Raw genomic sequence first — 21,693 nt, 5'->3', positions numbered from 1 at the left:
CTCCGGACGAATGCGCTCTATGCGGGCACGGACGCCGCGCGGCGACGCACCACGCCGAGGACGCCGGCGAGGACCAGCAGCACGGCGACGATGATCGCGACGATCGCCGTGATCGTGCTGTCGGGTTCGCCGGTGAGGCGCCCGACCGCGAGCCAGGAGAGTCCCCAGGCGGTGGCGAGTGCCGGAGCGATCCGCCGCGTCACCAGGGCGCTGGCCGCGCCGATCGCCAGGACCGCGACGAGCACGACGACGGCCCAGATCTCCGCGGAGTCCGCCCAGGATGCCGGCGCGATCTGCGTGAGCCAGGCCGTGATGTTCGCGACGGTCGCGATCGTGACCCAGCCGAAGTGCAGTCCGTTCGTGCCGTCGACGACGATCCGGTCGGCCCAGCCGCGGGCGGGGCGGCGGTTGAGCAGCACGATGACCCGGGCGAGGGTCGCGAGCAGCACCGCGATCATGAGCACCGTGAGCGGCAGCGTGAGGTACTGCGCGGTGACGAGCCAGAGGCCGTTGAGCACCATCGTCGCGGCGATCCACCAGCCGGCGAGACGCTGGCGCTCATCCGACCGCTGCGCAGGCAGCGCCTGCCACACCGTGTACGCGATGAGCCCGAAGTAGATGAGCGACCAGATCGAGAACGCCGGACCGGCGGGCGCGATATACGACCCGGATGCCGAGAGGGCGCCGTCCTGCAGCTCGCTGACCGAGGTGCCCCCGAACGCTCCGGAGCCGACGGCGGCGGCGATGAGCATGAAGGTTGCCGCCGCGATGGTCGTGGCCTGGCGGGCGATGTCCTGCGTCCGGGATTCCATGTGTGGGACGGTACGCGCTCGCAGGGTCGCTCTACAGGGCCTTGACTCTCGCCAGGCAACTGTCTAGCCTGGCTAGCGAAATGTGATCCGCTCACCACACGCGTATCGCGGAGCACTCACTGATGGGCGGACTCCTGCGCACAAGTCCTCCGCCCACCGGGCAGAAGTCCGCCTATCCCGGAACGAGACAGAGGCGCAGCAACGGTCCGTTCAGGACGCGACGGCCGCCGAGATCAGCACCTCGGCCGCATCACGCGCCTGCACCGCGACGGCGGAGTCGCCGGAGATCGCGGCGGTGCTCTGCGCCCCCTCGGCGAGGATCGAGAGCTGCGCGGCGAGGGATGCCGGGGCACCGGCGTCGATCACGAGTCCGGCCATGTACGCCTGGAACGACGCCTTGTGCGCGCGCACGATCGCGGCCACCTCGGGGTTCGTGCCGCCGAGTTCGCCGAACGCGTTGATGAACGCACACCCGCGGAAGCCGTCGGTGCAGAACCAGTCCTCGAGGTAGCCGTAGACGGCGAGCAGCCGTGCGCGGGCATCGACCCCCGCATCCTCGACGGCGCCGTTCAACCCCGCCTCCCACTCGCCGTGCTTGCGGTCGAGCACGGCCTTCACGATGTCGGTCTTCGCGGGGAACAGCGAGTAGAGCCGCCGCAGCGACACCCCGGATGCCGCCCGGAGCTCGTCCATGCCGACAGCGGCGTAGCCCTTGCGGTAATACAGCTCCTCGGCCGCCGCAAGGATCTGTTCACGCACCGTTTCCTCGGTCATGATCTCAGTGTACTTGACATGAGAACGATCGTTCTCTAGATTGATGACATCGAGCGAGAACGACCGTTCTCACCGGACCGAAAGGATCAGGATCATGGGCTACATCACCGTCGGGAACGAGAACAGCACCCCCATCGAGCTCTACTACGAGGACCAGGGCTCCGGACAGCCGGTCGTGCTGATCCACGGGTATCCGCTCAACGGCCACAGCTGGGAGCGCCAGACGCGCGAACTGCTCGCCCAGGGCTACCGCGTCATCACCTACGACCGCCGCGGCTTCGGCCAGTCCTCGAAGGTCGGGACCGGATACGACTACGACACCTTCGCCGCCGACCTGAACACGGTGCTCGAGACCCTCGACCTGCGCGACGTCGTCCTCGTGGGCTTCTCGATGGGCACCGGCGAGCTCGCCCGCTACGTCGCCAACCACGGTCACGAGCGGGTCGCGAAGCTCGCCTTCCTCGCCTCGCTCGAGCCCTTCCTCGTGCAGCGCGACGACAACCCCGACGGCGTGCCGCAGGACGTGTTCGACGGCATCGAGGCGGCAGCCAAGGGCGACCGCTACGCGTGGTTCACCGACTTCTACAAGAACTTCTACAACCTCGACGAGAACCTCGGCACGCGCATCAGCCAGCAGGTCGTCGACGCCAACTGGAACCTCTCGGTCACCAGCGCCCCCGTCGCCGCCTACGCGGTCGTCCCGACCTGGATCGAGGACTTCCGCGGCGACGTCGAGGCCGTGCGCGCCGCGGGCAAGCCGACCCTGATCCTGCACGGCACGAAGGACAACATCCTGCCGATCGACGCGACCGCGCGCCGGTTCCACCAGGCCGTGCCCGAGGCCGAGTACGTCGAGGTCGAGGGCGCGCCGCACGGCCTCCTCTGGACCCACGCCGACGAGGTCAACGCCGCGCTGAAGAGCTTCCTCGCGAAGTAAGACGCACGCCGGTCGTTGAGCGAGGAGCGCAGCGACGAGACGAAACGCGGTGACCGGCTCGGAAGGGCGGGTCACCGCGTTTCGTCTCGTCGCGCTCGCTCAACGACCGGGGAGGTCCGCAAGCCAGGCGAGGGCCCGGGCGAGCAGTTCCCGATGTCCGGCGGAGTCGTACGATCGTGCATCGTGACCCAGCGCGTCGTACACGAGCCGCGATGCCCCGAGCTCGCGTGTCCACACGAGCGGATGCCGAACGCCGGCCTCCTCGTGCTCCGCGAGACGCTGCACCTCGGCATCCATCCGCAGCGCGGTGTATCTCTCGTCCTCGACGGTGAAGTCGACGAGTCCGTCCGCCAGCGGATGACCCGCGACGACGTGCACGTGCGCCTCGCCGAAGTCCGGGTGCCAGGACTCGCCCCGCACCCACCGGCCGCCGAGCGCGGTGCCGAAGCTCGGGTAGTCGCGCAGACTGGCTGCCCCCGAATGCATCACGAGGACGCCGATGCCGCGCGCGAGCGCCGTCGCCAGCACGGCTTCCCCCTCGGCGAGCAGAGCAGTCTCGGGCATCGCGTGCTCGTCGCGAGGCCCGTCGCCGTCGGACCGACCTCCACTGTCCGGCCCGTCCGGGTCGCCGGCGTTCACGACCAGCAGACGCACCGCCGGGTCGAGCGTCCGCACGGCGGCGTCGATCCCGGTCTCGATACGCGGGTCGAATCCCGCCTCCTCCACGAGCTCGGCGAGCAGCGGACCGGTCTCGTCATAGGGGTGCCACGGGTCGGAGTACCGGCCGCGGCCGGACAGGATGACGGCGTCGACCATGGTCCTATCCTTGCGCGATCAGCTTCTTGACGAGGTACTCCTGCACGGCCTCGGGGCCGCCCTCGGAGCCGAATCCGCTCTCCTTGCGCCCACCGAAGAAGGTGTCCCTCGCGCCGACGCCGAAGCGGTTGACGCTCACCATGCCGACGTCGAGGCGACGCGGCAGCCGCAGCGCGCGGTCGGCGTCCTTCGTGAACACGTAGGCGGCGAGGCCGTAGGGCAGGGAGTTCGCGCGTGCGACGACGTCGTCCTCGTCGGTGAACACGCTGGTGACGGCGATCGGGCCGAAGGGCTCGTCGCGCATCACGAGGGCGTCGTCGGGCACGTCGGCGAGCAGCGTCGGCGGCCAGTAGTAGCCGGCGCTGTCGTCGCCCGATCCGCCGGTCACGAGCGTCGCTCCGCGTGAGACGGCGTCATCGACGAACGGCGCCATCGCCGCGAAGCGTCGCCCGTTGGCGAGCGGTCCCATCCCGTTGTCGGCGTCGAACCCGTCGCCGGTGCGCGTCGCGGCGAGCAGTTCGCCGAAGCGGGCCACGAAACGATCGTGGATGGACGCGTGCACGTAGAAGCGCACGGGCGATCCGCACGACTGACCGGTGTTGTGCAGTTTGGCTCCGAGAGCCTGCTGCACGACGCCCTCGACGTCGACGTCGTCGAACACGAGCACCGGAGCGTGCCCGCCGAGCTCGAGCATGACGGGCTTCGCCGCGTCGCCCGCGAGTCGGGCGAGGTGCTTGCCCACGCCGATCGAGCCCGTGAAGGACACCTTGCGGATGACGGGCGAGGCGATCAGCGTCTCGGAGATCTGCGCGGGATCGCCGAAGAGCACGTTGAGCACACCGTCGGGGAGCCCGGCGTCGACGAGGGCGTCGGCGAGCGCGACTGCACTGGCCGGGGTCTCCTCGGCGGGCTTGATGACGACCGTGCAGCCGGCGGCGAGCGCGGCGGCGACCTTGCGGCCGGGGACCGTGAGCGGGTAGTTCCACGGTGTGAATGCGGCGACGGGGCCGACCGGCTCGGAGACGACCATCGTGCGACCTTCATCGGCCGCGCCCGGCAGCACCACACCGTAGGCGCGCGGCGCCTCCGTCGCGAGGGAGTCGATGATGTCGGCCGTGTAGTCGACCTCTCCGAGGGAGTCTCCGTAGGGCTTGCCGTTCTCGAGCGTCATGGCGACGGCGATCGGCTCACGGCGCTCGCGCAGCAGCTCGGCCGCGCGCATGAGGATCGAGGCCCGGCGGTGCGGTGAGGTCTCCCGCCACGATTCGGCCGCGCGTCCCGCCGCAGCGAGGGCGTCGTCGATGTCCTGCGCTTCGGCCCGTGGCACCCGGCCCACGATCGCCCGGGTGGACGGGTTCTCGACGTCGATCGTCTCTCGACCGTCGGTGCCGCGTCGTCTGCCGTCGATCAGCATCGTGATGTCCGGATAGCGGTGTGTCGTCTCAGTCATGGCGGACCTCAGATCCTCTCGGGTTGGAATACGCTATCCCAACAGAGTCGTTTCTCAATATTCCAGTAACTCCGGCGAGGGCAAGCGCATTCCACGCCATCCCGCGATAGTGTCTTACGCGATGAGCATCGATTCGCGCACCGGACGACCCCCGACCCTCTCGGACGTCGCGCGCCTGGCGGGCGTCTCGCAGTCGACGGCATCGCGCGTCGTCAACGGATCCGAGCGCCGCGTCGACGACACGTACCGGCAGCGCGTGCTCGACGCCGCCCGCCAGCTCGGTTACGCGCCCAATGTCGCCGCACAGGCCGTGGCGCGCGGCGCGTCGCGCCGGATCGCGCTGATCACCGGCGGGATCGCCGATGCCTACTTCTCCGCGATGACCGCGGCGATCATGTCCGCCGCCGAGGAGATCGATCTGCGCGTCTCGCTCGCCGTCAGCTCCCGCCGTCCGGAGCGCGAGCTCGAGCTGGTGCGCGAGCTCCGCGGCGAGCAGCCCCGAGCGATCATCCTCGCAGGAACCGGATACACCGACTCGCGCTCCGATCCCGCCGTCGAGGCCGAGCTGCATCGCTACCAGCAGACCGGCGGCCGCGTCGTGCTCATCAGTCGCACCGATATGCCCTTCGAGACCGTGTACTTCGACGACTTCGACGGCGCCAGGAGGCTGGCGGTCGAGATGGTCGCCCGCGGTTACCGGTCGCCGCTCCTGCTGGGCAGCCGACTGCCGCTCCGATCCATGCAGGACCGGATCGAGGGGTTCACCGCCGGATTCGCCGAAGCCGGTATCGCGATCCCGCCCTCGCGCGTGCTGCGACCCGATTTCCTCTGGAGCAGCGCCAAGGACACCATGCGAGGACTCGACGAGCAGGTGCTCGCGGCGACCGACCTCGTCTTCGCGATCACCGACGACCTCGCGCTCGGCGCACTGAGCGGTCTGCGCGAACGGGGCATCGCGAGTCCCGGCCGCATCGGCATCGCCGGCTTCGACGACATCGCGACGCTGCGCGATGTCGTCCCCTCGCTCACGAGCGTGCACGTACCGCTCGACGAGGTCGCCCGAGAGGCGATCCATCGCGCCACCGCGGCGCCCGACGGTCTCACGCGCCGCGTGATCCCGACGCACCCCGTGGTGCGCGAGAGCACTCCGCAGCGCTGAGCAGGGCCGCCCGGCACGACGGCTGGTCACGCCTTGACCCCGCCCGACATGAGGTCGAGCCGCCAGAACCGCTGCAACGACAGGAACAGCACCACGACGGGGATGATCGCGATCGCCGCGCCCGTGATGACCAGAGAGTACAGCGCGGCCTGCGAGGCGCCTGCGCGCAGCATCGCGTACAGCCCGAGCGTGAGCGGGAACTTCGAGTCGTCGGTGAGCATGATGAACGGCAGCAGGAAGTTGTTCCAGATCGCGATGAACTGCAGCAGGAACACCGTCACGAGCGCCGGCGACATGAGCCGGAGCCCCGTCGACAGGAAGATGCGCCACTCGGAGGCGCCGTCGATGCGCGCGGCCTCCATGATCTCGTTCGGCACGGAGGCCTCGGCGTAGATCTTGCACAGGTAGATCGCGTACGGACTCACCAGCAACGGCAGGATCACGGAGAGGTAGTTGTTGGTCAGCCCGAGCGGCGCCAGGAGGAGATACTGCGGGATCGCGAGCATGATCTGCGGCAGCAGCACGGCGGCGACGATGATCCGGAAGATCCAAGCGCTCCCGCGGAAGCTGTACTTCGCGAGGGCGTACCCGGCCGCGGCGGCGATGAGCGTGGACGCGAGTCCCCCGCCGCCGGCGTAGAGCGCCGAGTTCAGCATCCAGCGCCCGAAGATGCTGTCGCGGTATGCGAGCAGCTCGGCGACGTTCTCGAACAGCCCGCCCGTGAACGAGGGGATCGCCGTGGGCGTCGAGAACAGCTCGGAGCTGCTCTTGGTGGCCGCGATCACGATCCACAGCACGGGCAGCACGCAGTACAGCGCGCCGATGACGAGGATGACGGTCGAGAAGACGTTGGCGCGGCTCATCGACCGCGCGGGGGCGAGCGCGGTCATCGCTTCCTCCCGATCAGGGTGCCGACGCGGTTCACGAGCACGGATGCCGCCACGGTCAGCACGACGAGCAGCAGCGAGGTCGCGGCGGCGCGGTGGATGTCGTCGTTCACGAAGGCATCGGTGTACACCTTCATCAGCGGCACCCACGTCGAGGAGATCGCGTTCGCGAGCGGGCGCAGCGTGGTCGGCTCGTTGAACAGCTGGAGGGCGCCGAGCACCGAGAACAGCGAGCACATGACGATCGCCGGACGGATCATCGGAAGCTTGATGCGCAGCGCGATCTGCAGTTCCCCGGCCCCGTCGATCTTGGCCGCCTCGTACATCTCGCGCGGCAGGCCGCGCAGCGCGGTGTACATCACGACCATGTTGAAGCCGACGACGCCCCACACGGCGATGTTGGCGACCGAGAAGAACACCTCGGTGCCGCCGAAGAAGTCGATCACGTCGCCGCCGATGGGGCTCGTGGCCGGGAGGTACAGGAACCCCCAGAGCAGCGACGCGATCACCCCGGGCACCGCGTAGGGCAGGAAGATGAGGATGCGCCACACGCCGACCAGTCGAGTGCGATCGGCGTCGAGGCAGAGCGCGAAGAGGGCAGCGAGAAGGATCGTCGCGGGCACGCCGATCGCGGCGACGAGCAGCATGCGGGCGACTCCGGCCCACAGCTCGCTGTCGAGCACCGCCGCGACATAGTTGTCGATGCCGACGAACACGACGGTCGATCGACCCCCGAGCAGACCGCCCTCGACGCGGCGCTGCAGCAGGCTGAGGACCAGCGCGTACACGGCGGGAGCCAGTGTGAACAGCGCGAGCAGGGTCAGCGCGGGTCCGAGCAGCGCGAGAGCGAAGCCCGCGTTGGTGCGAGGGCGGCGGCGCGGTGCGGCCGCGCGCGACGTCTGCCGGGTCGTCCGCGGCGGCGCAGTGGTCGTGTGCACGAGAGTCCTTCGATCAGAGCGACGGGCGGGGCGCGAGGGGCACGCCCCGCCCGTCGGGCTTGGTGCTACTGCTCGACCGTGAAGCCGAGCTTCTCCATGTCGGAGACGGTGGTCTTCTGCATGGAGGCCAGGACGTCGGCGAACGGCGTCCCGCCTTCGATCGCGGCGGCGAAGCCGTCGTTGTAGGCGCCGAAGGTCACCGTGGCGTTCGGACCCCACAGGTCGAACGTCCGGGCTCCCTCGGAGATCTTCGCGACGGTCTGGTAGTAGTCGGGCTGGTTGGGCATGTAGGCCGGAGGCGTCTTCAGGGCGTCGAGCTTCTGACCGTCGATCGCGGCGGGGAAGATGTTGATCTTCTCGACCTGCAGGGCGAGGGCCTCGTCGCTCGTGTTGAACCACTTGACGAACTCCGCGGCCTCCGCCGGGTGCTTCGAGTCGGTGGTCACGGCTGTCGCCGATCCGCCCCAGATCCCGGTCGTGTCGTCGCCCGCGGTCCACGCCGGCAGCGCCGTCATGGTCCACTTCCCCTCGGTGTTGGGGGCGATGCCGCCGAACTGCGCCGGAGCCCACGCGCCGGAGATCCAGCCGGCGTAGGTGCCGTCGTCCATCTCCTTGTTCCACTGCGGCGACCAGAACGGCTCGCCCTTGATGACGCCTTCGGAGATGAGTCCCTGCCAGTAGTCGGCGACCTTGACCGAATCGGAGTCGTCGATCGCGACCTTCCACGTGTCGCCGCTGGCCGACCACCAGTTCGCGCCGGCCTGCTGCGTGAGGCCCGTGAACCAGCCGGGGTCGGCCGAGCTGAAGGTGCCGAGGTACTTCGTCGGGTCGGCCGTGTGCAGCGCGCGCGCCACCTCGGCGTACTCGTCCCAGGTGGTGGGCACCTCGAGGCCGTACTGCTCGAAGATGTCGTTGCGGTAGAAGAAGACGAGCGGCGCGAAGTCCTGCGGGAGGCCGTAGACCTTGCCGTCGAAAGACACCTGGTCGAAGGCCGCGGGGGTGAAGGCGTCGACCGAGTCCTTCGTGTAGTCGGTGATGTCCGCGGCGACGCCGTTCGAGACGAGGGCGGGGAGCGCCTGATACTCGACCTTGACGATGTCGGCCGCGTCGCCGGATTTGTGAGCCGTGAGGATGCGGCTCACGAGCTCGTTGCCGCCTGCGGGGTCGGTGACCTCGACCTGGATGTCGGGGTGCGATTCGTTCCAGACCTTCGCGATCTCGGGCATCGACGGGTCCCAGGACCACATCTGCAGGGTGACGGGGCCGTCGCCGCCTTCGGGCGCGCCGCCGGCGCTGCATCCGGCGAGCAGTGCAGCGGAGGTGAGGACCGCTCCGGCGGCCATCAGGGTCCTTCTCATGGTGCATCTCCTTTGATGAGTGATTGCTGTTCTCGGGTGAAGTCGGGGACGCATCGGGAATGCGCTTTCCTGAGAGTAGGCACCGCGGGGGCGTCGTGTCAAGCCATCGCGGCGAGCGCTTCGAGAGGCACCGCCTGCAGCGGGGCCTCGCCCGCGGCACGACGACGCACCTCGGCGACGACGGCGGCGCCGAGACGGTGCAGCTCGTTGCCCAGCGCTCCGGCGATGTGCGGCGTGAGCACGACGGTCGGCAGCGAGAGCAGTGGATGGCCGACCGGGAGAGGCTCGGGATCGGTCACGTCGAGGATCGCGTGGAGTCGCCCCGACCGCGCCTCGTCGAGCAGCGCGTCGTGGTCGACGATCGCACCGCGCGCCGTGTTGACGAGGGTGGCCCCGTCGCGCAGCAGGGCGAGCTGTCGACGCCCGACCAGCCCGATCGTCTCGGGCAGGAGAGGCGCGTGGATGCTGACCACGTCACTCCACGCGAAGAGCTCGTCGAGCTCCATCACCTGCGCGCTCCCCCGCACCGGGTCGTCCACGCCCAGGTGGGGATCACTGACGGCGAGATCGAGGTCGAACCCCCGCAGCAGCTCGAGTACACGGCGCCCCACCTTGGACGCACCGAGGATGCCGATACGACGGCGATGATTGCCGACCACGGCGAGCGCGGGGCCGAAGTCGGCGGCCGGGTCGTCCCGATAGGCGGCGGCGAGCGACGGAGCGGCCTTCCCGGCGAGCAGGATCATCGCCAGCGTGTACTCGGCGACGGGGATCGCGTTCGCGGCCGCCGCGCTCGTCACGACGATCCCTCGCCGCCACACCTCGGGGTCGAGATGCTCCTTCACCGTTCCCGCCGCGTGATGGATGACGCGGAGGGAGGGCATCCGGTCGAGCTCCCCGGCACCGATGCGCGGACACCCCCAGCCGGTGATGAGAACCTCCACCTCGTCGAGTCGCGGATGGTCGAGCACTGCGGTGGAGGTCGGCGAGACGAGGTCGAGCAGATCGTCGAGCGCCCGCCGATGTTCGGCGTCGAAGAGGTCGGCGGCGAGGCCGTCGCGCATGACGAGCATTCCCCGCGGTCGCGAGCCGGCGGTCGTGGGCGGCGTGCTGCTCATGGATGCTCCTTGTCGGACGGGTCGTCGCACGGCTATCCTCGATCCGATGGGAAACCGCATTCCGAGAATGTACCAGCGATCAGAGCCCGCCACACCACGCCGAGAGGAGATCCGCATGAGCCGTCCTCCCGCCCGCATCGCCGCCGGCTCCGGCAGCTGGGTGCACTGGAACCCCGCCTCCGTCGGAGACGACGTCTCACGCAGCGACTCGATCGACCTCGTCCTGCGTCTGTTCGCCGACCCCGAGGTCCGCGTGCTCGACACCGCGAACAACTACGGGTTCGGCGCGAGCGAGGAGCGCATCGGCGCCGCGATCCGCGAGCACGGCGGCGTCCCGGAGGGCTTCGTGATCCAGACCAAAGCCGATCGCGACATGCGGACGGGAGACTTCTCAGGAGCGCGGATCCGGCGGTCCCTCGACGAGAGCCGCTCCCGACTCGGTCTGGACACCCTCCCGGTCGTCTACCTCCACGACCCCGAGAACATCAGCTGGGACGAGGCCTTCGCCGCCGACGGCCCCGTCGCCGCGCTCGTGGAGGCGAAGGACGCCGGGATCATCGGCGCGCTCGGCGTCGCGGGCGGACCATCGGCGCTCATGCGCCGCTACCTCGACACCGGGCACTTCACGGCACTGATCACGCACAACAGGTACACGATCGCGGACCGCAGTGCCGACCGGCTGCTCGACCATGCCCACGCCGGCGGAGTGCACGTGACCAACGCCTCGCCCTACGGGGGCGGGTTCCTGACCGCCTGGCCTCCCCCCACCGACCGCTACGCGTACGGGGTGGCCGCCCCGAGCATCCGGCGCACCGCCGAACGCGCCGCCGCCTTGTGCTCCGCGGCCGGGGTGCCTCTGATCGCGGCCGCGCTCGCGTTCTCGACCCAGGATCCGCGGATCGACCGCACGATCATCGGGATGCGCACCGCGGCCGACCTCGACGCCACCCACGAGCTGCTCGCCGTGCCCGTGGACGCCGCACTGCTCGACGCGCTGCGCACGCTCGAGTCGGATCCACGCGGGTGGCAGGATCCCGTCGACGACTGGCTCTGAGCGAGCTCCGGTGGTCAGCCGCGCATCGCGACTCCGCGCCGCCAGTAGCCCATGAACGCCACCTGCCCGCGGTCGATGCCGAGATCCTTCACGAGGTGGCGGCGCAGCGTCGTCACGACCCCGCTCTCCCCCGCGATCCAGAAGTAGCGGTCGGCCGGGGCATCGGTCGCGACGATGTCCTCGCCGAGCCCGGAGTAGTCGGGGGTCTCCCACAGGAGGTCCTCGGTGTCGATGTCCTTCACGTCGACCTCGTCACCGGCATCCGCGTCGCCCAGATGTGCGAGCACGGCGGGGATCAGCAGGACGCCGTGCGACTGCTCGTCGGACCGCGGCAGCCAGCGCACGTCCACCCCCGCAGGCGCGTCGATCGCGAGCACGTCGTCGGCCGTCGGCACCTCGATGAACGCGACGCCGCGGAGATCGCGCGGGGCGTCCTCGAGCACGCGCGCGATCGCGGGCGCAGCGGTCTCATCGCCGGCGAGGACGACGGATGCCGCGGCGCCGGGCTCGTACTCGGCACCGCCGTGGTCCGCGGCGGCGACACCACGGCGCGGTCCCACGAGGAAGAGCTCCTGACCGACCGCGGCCTGGTCGGCCCACCGCGACGCCGGGCCCGTGAGCCCGGGCGCGAGATGCAGCACGAAGTCGACGTCGAGCTCGGTGCCCTCATCCGTCACGCGGAGGTCGCGCACCGAGTACGTGCGCATCGAGCCGCGCTCCTCCTCCGGGACGGCGAGGAACGACCCCCACCAGTCTCCCGAATCCCGATCGAGGTCGGGGAGGACGCCCGAGGCCGGCGGGAAGATCAGCTTGATGCGCGCGTCGAACACGTCGCCGGGCGTGGCGAACTCGAACAGCTCGTGTCCGCCGAACGTCACGCGGACGAAGTTCGGCGACACGCGTTCCACGCCGCGCACCTCGGCACGCGCGAGCACGTAGGTGGGGCGGTCGGTGGTCGTCGTCTCAGCGGACATGGTGTCTCCCGATCGGTGTGACCATCGGCTTCCCGGAGACCGGGTCGACGGTGATCTGGTTGGCGAGGCCGAAGACCTCTTCGACGTGCTCGGCGGTCACGACCTCCTGCGGTGTGCCCGTCACGTGCACCCGGCCGTCCTTCATCGCCACGAGCTCGTCGGAGTAGCGGGCGGCGAGGTTGAGGTCGTGCAGCACCATGACGATCGTCGTGCCGCGCGAGACGCTGAGGTCGGTCAGCAGGTCGAGCACCTCGACCTGGTGGGCGACGTCGAGGAAGGTCGTCGGCTCGTCGAGCAGCAGGATGTCGGTCTCCTGGGCGAGCGCCATCGCGATCCACACGCGCTGGCGCTGTCCACCCGACAGCTCGTCGACGCTGCGGTCGGCGAGCTCGGTGGTGCCGGTCGCGGCGAGGGCATCCGCCACGACCTCGTAGTCGTGCGTGCTCCAGCGCGACAGCATCTTCTGATGCGGATGCCGGCCGCGGCCGACGAGATCGGCCACCGCGATGCCCTCGGGCGCGACGGGCGACTGCGGCAGCAGGCCGAGGATGCGCGCGACCTCCTTGGTCGGACGCGAGTGCACCGAGGTCCCGTCGAGCACGACCTGTCCGGCGGTGGGCGACAGCAGTCGCGCGAGGGAGCGGAGCAGCGTCGACTTGCCGCATCCGTTGGCGCCGACGATCGTGGTGATCTTCCCCGGCGCGATCTCGAGGTCGAGGCCGTCGATGATCGTGCGATCGCCGTAGGCGAGGGTGACAGCATCCGCCCTCAGGGTGTGCGCTTCGGTCACAGGGAGCCTCCCGAGCGGTTGGTGCGGACGAGGAGATAGATCAGGTACGGGGCGCCGAGCACGCCCGTGATGACACCGACCGGGTAGCGCTCGCCGAAGGCGAACTGCCCGATGAGGTCGCTGCCGAGCACGAGCACCGCGCCGACGAACGCGCTGGGCACGAGGAGATTCGCGCCGGGGCCGGTGATGCGCGCGGCGATCGGTCCGGCCATGAACGCGACGAACGCGATCGGTCCGGTCGCCGCGGTAGCGAAGGCCAGCAGCGCCACGGCCCCGAGGATGAACAGCAGACGCGTCGTGTTGACGCGCACGCCGAGCCCCGACGCCGAGTCGTCGCCCAGCTGCAGGGCGCCGAGCGCGCGGCCCTGCGACAGCATCAGCGGCACGATCACGACGGCCGCGATCAGCAACGGCGCGACGCGCTCCCACGAGGCGTTGTTGAGGCTTCCGGTGAGCCACTGCATGGCCGTCTGGATGTCCCACGCCGCCGCGCGCGAGAGCAGGTACGAGATCACGCTCTGCAGCATGGCCGCGATGCCGATGCCGATGAGGATCAGCCGCGTGCCCGCGAAGCCGCCCTTGATCGACAGCAGGTAGATGACCCCGGCCGTGAGGAGTGCACCGCCGAGCGCGAGGATCGACACGAGCGGGCCGTTCAGCGACAGGACGACGATGCCGATCACGGCCGCCGCGCCCGCACCGTTCGAGATGCCGATGATGTCGGGCGAGGCGAGCGGGTTGCGCAGCAGCGTCTGGAAGCACACCCCGGCGATGCCGAACGAGAGGCCAGACAGCACGGCGAGCACGGCGCGCGGCAGCCGCAGCTCGCCGACCGTGAAGGAGGCACCCGGCACGGTGTCGCCCAGGATCACGCGGACCACCTGGTCGAGGGAGTAGAACGTGTTGCCGATCATGAGCGCGACCGTGAACAGCACGAGCAGCAGCGCGCCGAGCACGATCGTCGCGAGGGCATGGCGACGGTGACGTGCGCGACGGCCCGCGATGATCGCGGCGACGTCGACCGTCTGCGAGGCCGGTGCGGGGGCGGTGCGGTCCATCGTGCTCACAGCTCCCGCACCTTCTGCCGGCGGACGATCCAGATGAAGAAGGGGGCACCGATGATCGCGGTGATGATGCCGACCTGGATCTCCTCCGACGTGGGCGAGACGACGCGGCCGATGACGTCGCTCGCGAGCAGCAGCCCGGCACCGGCCATCGCCGAGAACGGCAGCAGCCACCGGTGATCGGTGCCGATCAGCATCCGGCACACGTGCGGGATGACGAGCCCGACGAACCCGATCGGACCGGCGATCGCGGTCGCGGCGCCGGCGAGGATCACGGCGCCCAGCGCCGACACGAGACGGGTGCGGAACACGTGCTCGCCCAGGCCCTTGGCCATGTCGTCGCCGAGCGCGAGGGAGTTCATGCCGCGCGCGCTCACGAGGCAGATGAGCGCGCCGAGCGCGAGCACGGGAGCGGTGATCGCGATACGCGGCCACTCGGCGCCGCCGACACCGCCGATCTGCCACGACTGGAACGCCTGCAGAAGGTCGACCCGCGGCAGCATGACCGCGCTGATGAGGGACGCGAAGGCCGCGGAGGTCGCCGCTCCCGCGAGGGCGAGCTTGAGCGGCGTGGCGCCACCGCGCCCGAGCGACCCGACCGTGTAGACGAAGGTCGCCGCGACCGCGGCGCCGATCACCGCGAGGGCCATCTGCCCGTACGGGTCGGTGAGGCCGAGGAACGCGAGACCGAGCACGACCGCGAGCGAGGCGCCGTTGGAGACGCCCAGGATGCCGGGGTCGGCGACCGGATTGAGAGTGACCGCCTGCATCGTGGCCCCGGACAGCGCGAGCGCCGCTCCCACGAGGATCGCGAGCACCGTGCGCGGGAGGCGCTTGACGATCGCGGCCTGCGCGAGGGTGTCGTCGTGCCCCGAGAGCGCGGCGACGATGTCATCGAGGCTCACCTCGCGGACGCCGAAGCTCACCGAGAGGACGCACAGCACCAGGAGCACGCCCAGGCCGACGAACAGCCAGAGGGTACGCGCCCACGCCGGGCGCCGCAGGTCTGCGGTGCCCGGCGTGGGGACGGTGACGGCGGTCACGGTATCGGTGCGGGAGAGGCGACGCCGAGCGTCACTTCTCGAGCGGTGCCGCCAGGATCGCGAGGTAGTCGCTGAGGCCCCACGGGATCGACAGCGGCGACGGGTTCGCGGAGGCCGCGATCGGGGTCGCGTCGGGGAGGATCGCGATGCGGCCCTCGGCGATCGCCGGGATCTTCGACAGCAACGGGTCGGCCTGCAGGGTGGCGATGAGCGAGTCGTCGCCATAGGTCACGAACACATCGACGTCGGAGAACTTGTCGGCCTCCTCGGAGCTCACCGTGAGGTAGAACTCCGTGCTGTCCTTGTTCTCCTCGACGATCGACGGGAAGGGCAGGCCGAGGTTGTCGTGCAGGTATCCCGGACGGGTGTCGGCGGCGGTGTAGTAGCCGACCTGGCTGAGATCGCTCGGGTCGACGTACGCGAACAGCACCTTCTTGTCCTTCAGGACGCTGTGCTCCTCGAGGGCGGCCTCGGCGTCGGACTGCAGCTGCTCGACGAGGGCGTCGCCCTCCTTCTCGAGGCCGAGGGCCTTGGAGTTCATCTCGATCATCTCGTCGACCGGGGTGCCCCAGGCCACGTCGGGGTAAGCGACGACGGGCGCGATCTTGGAGAGGGTGTCGTACTCCTCCTGCGTCAGACCGGAGTAGGAGGCGAGGATGACGTCGGGCTGCGTGTCGGCGACGGCCTCGTAGTCGATGCCGTCGGACTCGTCGAACAGAACGGGCTCGTCACCGCCGAGCTCGTCGAGCTTCTCCTCGACCCAGGGCAGGATGCCGTTGTCGTCGTCGTCGCCCCAGGTCGCCTTGCTCATGCCGACGGGCACGATGCCGAGGGCCAGCGGCACCTCGTGGTTGGCCCACGCGATCGTCGCGACGCGCTCGGGCTTCGACTCGATCGTGGTCTCGCCGTACACGTGCTCGATCGTGACGGGGAACGCGGCGTCGTCGGCGGGGTTGCCGCCCGCATCGGAGGAGCTGCCGGTCGAGGCGGTAGCGCAGGCGGTGAGGCCGAGGGCGAGCGCCGCGGCGACGCCGGCGGCCAGAAGACGGGAGGTGCGCATGGGCGAGCCCTTCCAGGTCGAGGTGAGGTGGCGGCGCAGATCGGGGCGCCGGAGGCTTTGGTAAGCCTGGCCTAATCTAACAGAAAGTTAGGTATGCCTCATATCGATGACGCAGGATGCCGGGACGCAAGAAACCGGCCGGGTCCACGAGGGACCCGGCCGGTTCAGGAAGTCAGCGCGCGCTCAGAGAGCGCGGATGTTCGCCGCCTGCATGCCCTTGGGGCCACGCTCAGCGTCGAATTCGACCTTCTGGTTCTCGCGGAGCTCCTTGAAACCGGAGCCGGCGATCGCCGAGTAGTGAGCGAAGAGGTCCTCAGAACCGTCATCAGGAGCGATGAAGCCGAAGCCCTTCTCCGCGTTGAACCATTTCACAGTGCCAGTGGCCATGTGTTTTCTACTTTCTGTTGATACGGCCGCTCGCGCGACCCGCGCCGCGACGGAAGATCCGACGCGCACACAGGGTCAACGTATCACGGCGGGTTGCCGGGCCGCCGAGAGTTCACCCTCTCGATGCCTCACGGCGGCTTCGGTGCGACTGCTCACCCCGAGCTTCCGCAGCACCGCGGACACGTGCACGCTCACGGTCTTGACGCTGATGAAGAGCCGCTCACCGATCTGGCGATTGCTCAGCCCCTCGGCGAGGAGGTCGAGCACCTGACGTTCGCGCGCGGTGAGCCCTTCCGTCTCGGAGCCTCCCGCGGCGACCGGAGCCCGCAACCCGGCAGCCGCGGCATAGGCGCCGACGTCGCGGATGAGCCTGTCGTGACCGAGGTCGTCGGCGATCCGCGCGGCCTCGGCGAGCACGCGCGCTGCGTCGGTGCGCTCCCCGGCGGCGACGAGCGCACGGGCGAACTCGAGTCGCGTCATGGCGCGGAATGTGACGGGCACGTCATCGCCGTCGGCGAGATCGACCGCCGCCCGGAGCGCGTCGGCGGACGGCGACAGGAACGCCTCGAGGATCGTCTCCCACGCGTCGCCGCGCAGCTGCTCGGGCTGGGCGAGCCAGGTGGCGCGCACCTCGCCCGCCGCATCTCCGACCTCGACGCCGGTCGCCCGCAGCGAGGCGATGAGCCATCCCGCCTCCAGCAGCAGTCGCCGCTCGTGCAGCAGCGCGGGGCCATCGTCGCGCAGCATCTGCAGGATCTCGTCGAGCGCCGTGTCGTCGTCGCCCCGGCTCTCGGCGACAGCCACGCGCATCATGACCTCGTCGTACCAGATCTGGCGTTCGTCGCGACCGGCCTCCTCGAACATCGGATGCCATTCCCGCACGATCTCGGCCGCCTCCTCGTGCCGGCCCCGCCACGACAGAACGCGCACACGGGTCATGGTCGCGTAGGTCTGGAAGATGCGCAGGGTCGTCTGCGAGAGCTCACGCGCGAGCATCCCCTCGACCCGCTCGATCTCGCCGACCTCGAGCAGCGGTACCGCCATGTTCTGCGTCATGATCGCGCCGGTCGTGCGCTCGACGCCGTAGTCGCGCGCCCGCTCCAGGCCCTCCTCCGCGATGCGCACCGCGTCTCGATAGCGGCCGAGAAGCCCGAGCAGGTCGGAGTAGTTCACGCGGTACCGCAGCTCGGCGTTCGTGGTGTCGGCCCGCGACATCGCCAGGGCGTACTCCTCGTGCGCCTCCGCGATCCGGCCGAGGTGCGCCAGCGACCCTCCCCGGACGTTCGCGGAGATCGACGCCTCTTCCGTCGAGCCCGCGGCGAGGGCGCGCTCCCCCGCCTCTGTCGCCAGGGCCACCGCCTCGTCGAGACGCGCGGCGACCATGTACCGGCTCGCGAGCTGGTTGAGGATCGACGAGCGGAGCCGGTCGTCGTCGACGCGATCGTCGAGCGCCACGAGGGCCCTCTGCAGGAGAGGTATCGCGCCCGTGCGCCCGACGTTCATCGTGTAATAGGCCTTGTCGCGCAGCAGTCGCGCGTGCATGCGCGGGTCGACGGTCTCGGAATCGACCTCGTCGAGCGCGAGGTTCACGACCGCGAGCGCGCGCTCCCCGTCGCCGCCGTTGCGCAGCACCGAGCCGAGCGATCGCAGGAACTCGAGCCGTGGCACGGCGACGGTGCTCTCGGCGTCGGGCACCTGCGTCCAGAGGTCGAGGGCGAGTTCGCCGAACCGGCCGGCGCTCGCGAACGCGAACCGCGCCTTCGCATCGGCCATCGCCGTCACCGCGGCAGCGAGCGCCCGCGGGGCGTCTTGCGCCAGCTGCCAGTGGTACGCGAGCGCGGCCGCATCCGCCTCGGCTGCGGCCTCCAGTTGCTCGGCGTATGTGCGGTGCAGCCTCGCCCGCTCGCCGGGCAGCAGGTCGTCGTGCACGGCCTCGCGCAGGAGCGCGTGTCGGAAGCGGTAGGCGTCGTCGACCACGACGAGGATGCCGCTCGACGTCGCCTCACGGATCGCCTCGTCGAGCAGCCGCGGCTCGGGCATGCCGACGAGTGCGGCGACGAGCGGATGAGCGAGCGGCCTCTCCGCCCCCGAGACCACCTGCACGACACGGCGCGCATCGTCGCCGAGCCGGTCGAAGCGGGCCAGGAGCAGATCGCGCAGCGTTCCGGGGAGAGGGCCGGTCGAGCATCCGGCGATCTCCTCGACGAAGAACGGCACGCCTTCGGCCCGCGTCTGGATGCGGTCGGCCACCGCATCGCTGAGCGCGCGGCCCGTGATCGCCTCGGCCAGGAGGCGCGCCGACGCCGGATCGAGACGGCCGACCTGCACGCGTTCGAGGAGCCGAGCCCTCGTCGCCTCGCCGATGAACGAGCTCACGCCGTCGCCGCGGCGTACGTCGTCGGATCGGCACGACAGCAGGATGAGGATGCGTCCCTGCGCGATCGTGCGCAGCAGGAAGGAGAGGATCGCGAGCGTGGAGTCGTCGGCCCAGTGCAGGTCTTCGACGACCAGCACCTGCGGCGCGGCCACGGCCGCGACCTCGATGAGCGCCGCGATCGCGTCGCGCACCCGATCGGGACTCGTCTGCGCCCGCTCGGTGGGGTTGACTTCGGGCAGCAGCACGCCGAGCGCCTCGACCCCCACCCCGAGCTCGGCGCGCACGCGGTCGACACCGAGCCGCGCGACGATCGAGCGCAGGATGCCGGTGATCGGCCCGAAGGGCGTGCGCGATGCGCCGAGGTCGAGGCACCAGCCCACGTGCACGTCGGCGCGATTCACCACCTCGGCGCCGAACTCGCGCAGCAGCCGGGACTTGCCGATGCCGGCCTCGCCCTCGACGAGCAGCGCCGTCGGCATACCGTCGACCGCGCGGTCGAACGCCGCGCGGAGAGCAGCCGATTCGGCCTCGCGACCCACCATCGCGATGCCCGACGGGGAGAGGAGCATGCACTCATCGTGCCACCCCCCTCCGACATCCGCGCGGGTCTCCGCCCGGGGCGGAGCGGCGGGTGCCGTAGGGGGAACGCGGGCGGGCGTCACCGCGCGGAGGCGGGTTCGCACGCTGCCGCGCGACCGGTGCGCGCAGCCTCGGAGCGCCGGGCCTCGGAGCGCCGGGCCTCTGAGCCGCGCAGCATCCGCTCCCACATGCTCCGCAGCGGGCCGGCGCCACGCGGGACGATCTGGTCGGAGTGCTCCTGCAGGAAGCGGCGCCGGTCGACCGCGCGCTGCAGCTGCTCCTGGTCGAACTCGGTGACCTTGTAGGCGAGGTACGGGTGCTCGTACATGACATCTCCTCGGTTGGGATGTCCCTACACTCCGCTCTGAGGCACCCCCACGACATCGGGAGGATGCCCTATCTTCCGCATCCTGACGCCTCAGACGCGACGAGGCCCGGACGTGGCCGCAGCCGCCGTCCGGGCCTCGTCACCGGGGGACGTGTCAGGCCTTCACTTCACCGCGCCACGCGCCGGTCTCCTCGCCGCGCTTCTCGATGAACGTCTTGAAGTTGTGCAGGTCCTTCTTCACGGCGTGCGAGCCGGCGCCGACCAGCGAGCCGACCTTCTCGAGGAGCCCCTCGGGCTCCCAGTCGATCTGCGCCGTCACGCGGGTCTCCAGCTCGTCGAGCTTGTGGAACGTCACGACACCCGCGTGCTCGGTGTCGCCGCCCACGCTCTTCCAGGCGACGCGCTCGTCGGGGTGCTGCTCGGTGATCTCGGCGTCGAACGTGCGCTCCGCGCCGCCGACCTTGACGGTCCACCGCGTGTGAGTGTCGTCGAGCTGCACGATCGACTCCACCTCATCGAGGAACTGGGGGAAGCTCTCGAACTGGGTCCACTGGTTGTAGACGATGTCGACGGGAACGTGCACGTCGACGGTCTCGATGATCTGCACCATGGGATGCTCCTCGCTGCTCGTCGGATTCTGCGTGTCGTCCCATTCAGCGCCCGGGCCCGCGGTTCCGCGACGGGGTTGACAGTCCGGAGCGGGCACCGCATCATCGTGCGGGCACCGAGACCGACGCGAGTAGCGTGGGAGGCATGCGCATCCCCGCCGCGATCCGCGCCTCCCAGCGCTCCCCGCTGCTGCAGGTCGTGAAGTCCGCGGCGGCGACCATCGCGGCCTGGCTCCTCGCCGGTTGGGTCGTGCCCGGACAGCTACCGGTGTTCGCGGCCATCGCCGCCCTGCTCGTGGTGCAGCCGAGCATCAACCAGTCGCTGTCGAAGGCGCTCGAACGCAGCATCGGCGTGATCGTCGGCGTCGTGATCGCGGTCGCGCTGGGACTCCTGCTCGGCTCGCCCAGCTGGATCGTGCTGCTCGCGATCGTCGTGGCGATGCTCGTCGCCTGGGTGTTCCGGGCGACGCCCGGCACCGGCAATCAGGTCGCGATCTCGGCCATGCTCGTGCTCGCGCTCGGCTCCAAGCCCGACTACGCCCTCGCGCGGATCTTCGAGACCATCATCGGCGTCGTGATCGGCATCGTCGTGAACGCCGTGATCGTCCCGCCGGTGCTCGTCGCCCCGGCGCGACGCGACCTCGGGCTGCTCGGCGGAGAGCTCGCCGCGAGCCTCGACCGCCTCGCCGACGCGCTGCCCGAGCCGCAGTCACCCGCACAGCTGCAGGAGCTGATGCTCGAAGTGCGCCTGCTGCGTCCGATGAAGGATGCCGCGGCGGCATCCATCTCCGCGGGCGAGGAGTCCCTGACGCTCAACCCCCGTCGCTCGACGCACCGACAGGATCTCGCCGAGATGCGCGCGCTGCTCGACCGTCTGACGCCGATCGTCACGCAGACGATCGGCATGACCCGGGCGTACTTCGACCACTACGACGACACGATCGGACAGGAGCCCGCGGTCGCGGCGATCGCCGATCAGCTGCGCCGGGCGGGGCACGACGTGCGCCTCGCGGTGCAGATCGCCGACGTCGCGCGGGAGCCCGAGGCACTGACCTCGGCGATCCCCGCGCTCACGGCTCCTCTCGTGATCCGCCCGCCGTCGTCGGACCACTGGATCCTGATCGGCTCGCTCATGGAGGATCTGCGGCGCATCCGCGAGGAGCTCGTCGACGCGGAGTGA

The 21,693-nt window shown here is 70.2% G+C and carries 21 protein-coding genes; 4 read left to right on the top strand and 17 right to left on the bottom strand.

Annotation, left to right across the window (positions count from 1 at the left end; all coding sequences use genetic code 11):
- Positions 1-17: 17 nt before the first annotated feature.
- Together ACIPY8_RS02260 and ACIPY8_RS02255 are read right to left on the bottom strand one after the other, a co-directional pair.
- On the bottom strand, positions 18-812 hold the full coding sequence (locus ACIPY8_RS02260; RefSeq protein WP_400814494.1) for a tryptophan-rich sensory protein: 795 nt from the start codon (positions 810-812) through the stop codon (positions 18-20).
- 210 nt (positions 813-1,022) lie between these two features.
- On the bottom strand, positions 1,023-1,586 hold the full coding sequence (locus tag ACIPY8_RS02255; protein ID WP_400814492.1) for a TetR/AcrR family transcriptional regulator: 564 nt from the start codon (positions 1,584-1,586) through the stop codon (positions 1,023-1,025).
- Positions 1,587-1,680: 94 nt separating this feature from the next.
- Between ACIPY8_RS02255 and ACIPY8_RS02250 the strand changes: the two genes are divergently transcribed.
- Positions 1,681-2,523, top strand: coding sequence for an alpha/beta fold hydrolase (locus ACIPY8_RS02250; protein ID WP_400814489.1), 843 nt, complete (start codon positions 1,681-1,683; stop codon positions 2,521-2,523).
- A gap of 99 nt (positions 2,524-2,622) precedes the next feature.
- Here the strand turns inward: ACIPY8_RS02250 and ACIPY8_RS02245 are convergent, their stop codons facing one another.
- Positions 2,623-3,339, bottom strand: coding sequence for a ThuA domain-containing protein (locus ACIPY8_RS02245; protein WP_400814487.1), 717 nt, complete (start codon positions 3,337-3,339; stop codon positions 2,623-2,625).
- 4 nt (positions 3,340-3,343) lie between these two features.
- Positions 3,344-4,789 carry an NAD-dependent succinate-semialdehyde dehydrogenase gene (locus tag ACIPY8_RS02240; protein WP_400814485.1) on the bottom strand — a complete coding sequence of 482 codons (1,446 nt, stop codon included), beginning with the start codon at positions 4,787-4,789 and terminating at the stop codon, positions 3,344-3,346.
- A 121-nt stretch (positions 4,790-4,910) separates the two neighbouring features.
- Between ACIPY8_RS02240 and ACIPY8_RS02235 the strand changes: the two genes are divergently transcribed.
- Entirely contained in the window at positions 4,911-5,948 is a 1,038-nt protein-coding gene (locus ACIPY8_RS02235) for a LacI family DNA-binding transcriptional regulator (protein WP_400814483.1), read from the top strand.
- A gap of 26 nt (positions 5,949-5,974) precedes the next feature.
- On the opposite strand, the gene ACIPY8_RS02230 is transcribed toward ACIPY8_RS02235, so the two are convergent.
- The 4 genes from ACIPY8_RS02230 to ACIPY8_RS02215 all read right to left on the bottom strand — a co-directional run bounded on the left by ACIPY8_RS02230 (position 5,975) and on the right by ACIPY8_RS02215 (position 10,249).
- Positions 5,975-6,838, bottom strand: coding sequence for a carbohydrate ABC transporter permease (locus ACIPY8_RS02230; RefSeq protein WP_400814481.1), 864 nt, complete (start codon positions 6,836-6,838; stop codon positions 5,975-5,977).
- On the bottom strand, positions 6,835-7,773 hold the full coding sequence (locus tag ACIPY8_RS02225) for a carbohydrate ABC transporter permease (RefSeq protein WP_400814478.1): 939 nt from the start codon (positions 7,771-7,773) through the stop codon (positions 6,835-6,837). Before ACIPY8_RS02225 ends, ACIPY8_RS02230 begins: the two co-directional genes overlap by 4 nt.
- A gap of 65 nt (positions 7,774-7,838) precedes the next feature.
- Positions 7,839-9,131 carry an ABC transporter substrate-binding protein gene (locus tag ACIPY8_RS02220; RefSeq protein ID WP_400814475.1) on the bottom strand — a complete coding sequence of 431 codons (1,293 nt, stop codon included), beginning with the start codon at positions 9,129-9,131 and terminating at the stop codon, positions 7,839-7,841.
- 98 nt (positions 9,132-9,229) lie between these two features.
- On the bottom strand, positions 9,230-10,249 hold the full coding sequence (locus ACIPY8_RS02215) for a hydroxyacid dehydrogenase (RefSeq protein WP_400814473.1): 1,020 nt from the start codon (positions 10,247-10,249) through the stop codon (positions 9,230-9,232).
- A gap of 115 nt (positions 10,250-10,364) precedes the next feature.
- Between ACIPY8_RS02215 and ACIPY8_RS02210 the strand changes: the two genes are divergently transcribed.
- Positions 10,365-11,303, top strand: coding sequence for an aldo/keto reductase (locus ACIPY8_RS02210; protein WP_400814471.1), 939 nt, complete (start codon positions 10,365-10,367; stop codon positions 11,301-11,303).
- Positions 11,304-11,317: 14 nt separating this feature from the next.
- Here the strand turns inward: ACIPY8_RS02210 and ACIPY8_RS02205 are convergent, their stop codons facing one another.
- The 9 genes from ACIPY8_RS02205 to ACIPY8_RS02165 form a co-directional block, all read right to left on the bottom strand.
- Positions 11,318-12,277 (bottom strand): siderophore-interacting protein, encoded by a 960-nt coding sequence (locus tag ACIPY8_RS02205; protein WP_400814469.1) that lies wholly within the window; start codon positions 12,275-12,277, stop codon positions 11,318-11,320.
- On the bottom strand, positions 12,267-13,067 hold the full coding sequence (locus ACIPY8_RS02200; RefSeq protein WP_400814467.1) for an ABC transporter ATP-binding protein: 801 nt from the start codon (positions 13,065-13,067) through the stop codon (positions 12,267-12,269). Before ACIPY8_RS02200 ends, ACIPY8_RS02205 begins: the two co-directional genes overlap by 11 nt.
- Positions 13,064-14,125 (bottom strand): FecCD family ABC transporter permease, encoded by a 1,062-nt coding sequence (locus ACIPY8_RS02195; protein ID WP_400817622.1) that lies wholly within the window; start codon positions 14,123-14,125, stop codon positions 13,064-13,066. The genes ACIPY8_RS02200 and ACIPY8_RS02195 overlap by 4 nt, the downstream gene beginning before the upstream one ends.
- 5 nt (positions 14,126-14,130) lie before the next feature.
- Positions 14,131-15,174 carry a FecCD family ABC transporter permease gene (locus ACIPY8_RS02190; RefSeq protein ID WP_400814465.1) on the bottom strand — a complete coding sequence of 348 codons (1,044 nt, stop codon included), beginning with the start codon at positions 15,172-15,174 and terminating at the stop codon, positions 14,131-14,133.
- Between the two features lie 31 nt (positions 15,175-15,205).
- Positions 15,206-16,234: an iron-siderophore ABC transporter substrate-binding protein gene (locus ACIPY8_RS02185; protein ID WP_400814463.1), complete on the bottom strand. Its 1,029-nt coding sequence runs from the start codon at positions 16,232-16,234 to the stop codon at positions 15,206-15,208.
- Between the two features lie 183 nt (positions 16,235-16,417).
- A complete protein-coding gene (locus tag ACIPY8_RS02180; protein WP_050723174.1) occupies positions 16,418-16,621 on the bottom strand; it encodes a cold-shock protein in 204 nt (67 codons plus the stop codon).
- Positions 16,622-16,696: 75 nt separating this feature from the next.
- The gene (locus ACIPY8_RS02175; protein ID WP_400814461.1) at positions 16,697-19,567 is read right to left on the bottom strand and encodes an AAA family ATPase; all 2,871 of its coding nucleotides are present in this window, start codon (positions 19,565-19,567) and stop codon (positions 16,697-16,699) included.
- Between the two features lie 89 nt (positions 19,568-19,656).
- The gene (locus ACIPY8_RS02170) at positions 19,657-19,905 is read right to left on the bottom strand and encodes a hypothetical protein (RefSeq protein ID WP_400814459.1); all 249 of its coding nucleotides are present in this window, start codon (positions 19,903-19,905) and stop codon (positions 19,657-19,659) included.
- 154 nt (positions 19,906-20,059) lie between these two features.
- Positions 20,060-20,515 carry an SRPBCC family protein gene (locus ACIPY8_RS02165; RefSeq protein WP_400814456.1) on the bottom strand — a complete coding sequence of 152 codons (456 nt, stop codon included), beginning with the start codon at positions 20,513-20,515 and terminating at the stop codon, positions 20,060-20,062.
- Positions 20,516-20,658: 143 nt separating this feature from the next.
- Between ACIPY8_RS02165 and ACIPY8_RS02160 the strand changes: the two genes are divergently transcribed.
- Positions 20,659-21,693, top strand: a complete 1,035-nt coding sequence (locus ACIPY8_RS02160; protein ID WP_400814454.1) for an aromatic acid exporter family protein — start codon at positions 20,659-20,661, stop codon at positions 21,691-21,693.

Origin of the sequence: Microbacterium sp. NPDC089696 (assembly GCF_044749125.1) — a bacterium.
Taxonomy (GTDB): Bacteria; Actinomycetota; Actinomycetes; order Actinomycetales; family Microbacteriaceae; genus Microbacterium.
Note: the sequence above shows the minus strand (reverse complement) of the source record. Positions and strands in the feature narration are given on the sequence as shown.

Excerpts from the sequence above, each read along its gene's own strand:
- ACIPY8_RS02235 (WP_400814483.1), top strand. The coding sequence starts at position 4,911 with ATGAGCATCGATTCGCGCACCGGACGACCCCCGACCCTCTCGGACGTC.
- ACIPY8_RS02165 (WP_400814456.1), bottom strand. The coding sequence starts at position 20,515 with ATGGTGCAGATCATCGAGACCGTCGACGTGCACGTTCCCGTCGACATC.
- ACIPY8_RS02250 (WP_400814489.1), top strand. The coding sequence starts at position 1,681 with ATGGGCTACATCACCGTCGGGAACGAGAACAGCACCCCCATCGAGCTC.
- ACIPY8_RS02220 (WP_400814475.1), bottom strand. The coding sequence starts at position 9,131 with ATGAGAAGGACCCTGATGGCCGCCGGAGCGGTCCTCACCTCCGCTGCA.
- ACIPY8_RS02260 (WP_400814494.1), bottom strand. The coding sequence starts at position 812 with ATGGAATCCCGGACGCAGGACATCGCCCGCCAGGCCACGACCATCGCG.
- ACIPY8_RS02215 (WP_400814473.1), bottom strand. The coding sequence starts at position 10,249 with ATGAGCAGCACGCCGCCCACGACCGCCGGCTCGCGACCGCGGGGAATG.
- ACIPY8_RS02195 (WP_400817622.1), bottom strand. The coding sequence starts at position 14,125 with ATGGACCGCACCGCCCCCGCACCGGCCTCGCAGACGGTCGACGTCGCC.
- ACIPY8_RS02245 (WP_400814487.1), bottom strand. The coding sequence starts at position 3,339 with ATGGTCGACGCCGTCATCCTGTCCGGCCGCGGCCGGTACTCCGACCCG.
- ACIPY8_RS02230 (WP_400814481.1), bottom strand. The coding sequence starts at position 6,838 with ATGACCGCGCTCGCCCCCGCGCGGTCGATGAGCCGCGCCAACGTCTTC.
- ACIPY8_RS02175 (WP_400814461.1), bottom strand. The coding sequence starts at position 19,567 with ATGCTCCTCTCCCCGTCGGGCATCGCGATGGTGGGTCGCGAGGCCGAA.
- ACIPY8_RS02170 (WP_400814459.1), bottom strand. The coding sequence starts at position 19,905 with ATGTACGAGCACCCGTACCTCGCCTACAAGGTCACCGAGTTCGACCAG.
- ACIPY8_RS02240 (WP_400814485.1), bottom strand. The coding sequence starts at position 4,789 with ATGACTGAGACGACACACCGCTATCCGGACATCACGATGCTGATCGAC.
- ACIPY8_RS02180 (WP_050723174.1), bottom strand. The coding sequence starts at position 16,621 with ATGGCCACTGGCACTGTGAAATGGTTCAACGCGGAGAAGGGCTTCGGC.
- ACIPY8_RS02255 (WP_400814492.1), bottom strand. The coding sequence starts at position 1,586 with ATGACCGAGGAAACGGTGCGTGAACAGATCCTTGCGGCGGCCGAGGAG.
- ACIPY8_RS02160 (WP_400814454.1), top strand. The coding sequence starts at position 20,659 with ATGCGCATCCCCGCCGCGATCCGCGCCTCCCAGCGCTCCCCGCTGCTG.
- ACIPY8_RS02205 (WP_400814469.1), bottom strand. The coding sequence starts at position 12,277 with ATGTCCGCTGAGACGACGACCACCGACCGCCCCACCTACGTGCTCGCG.
- ACIPY8_RS02185 (WP_400814463.1), bottom strand. The coding sequence starts at position 16,234 with ATGCGCACCTCCCGTCTTCTGGCCGCCGGCGTCGCCGCGGCGCTCGCC.
- ACIPY8_RS02210 (WP_400814471.1), top strand. The coding sequence starts at position 10,365 with ATGAGCCGTCCTCCCGCCCGCATCGCCGCCGGCTCCGGCAGCTGGGTG.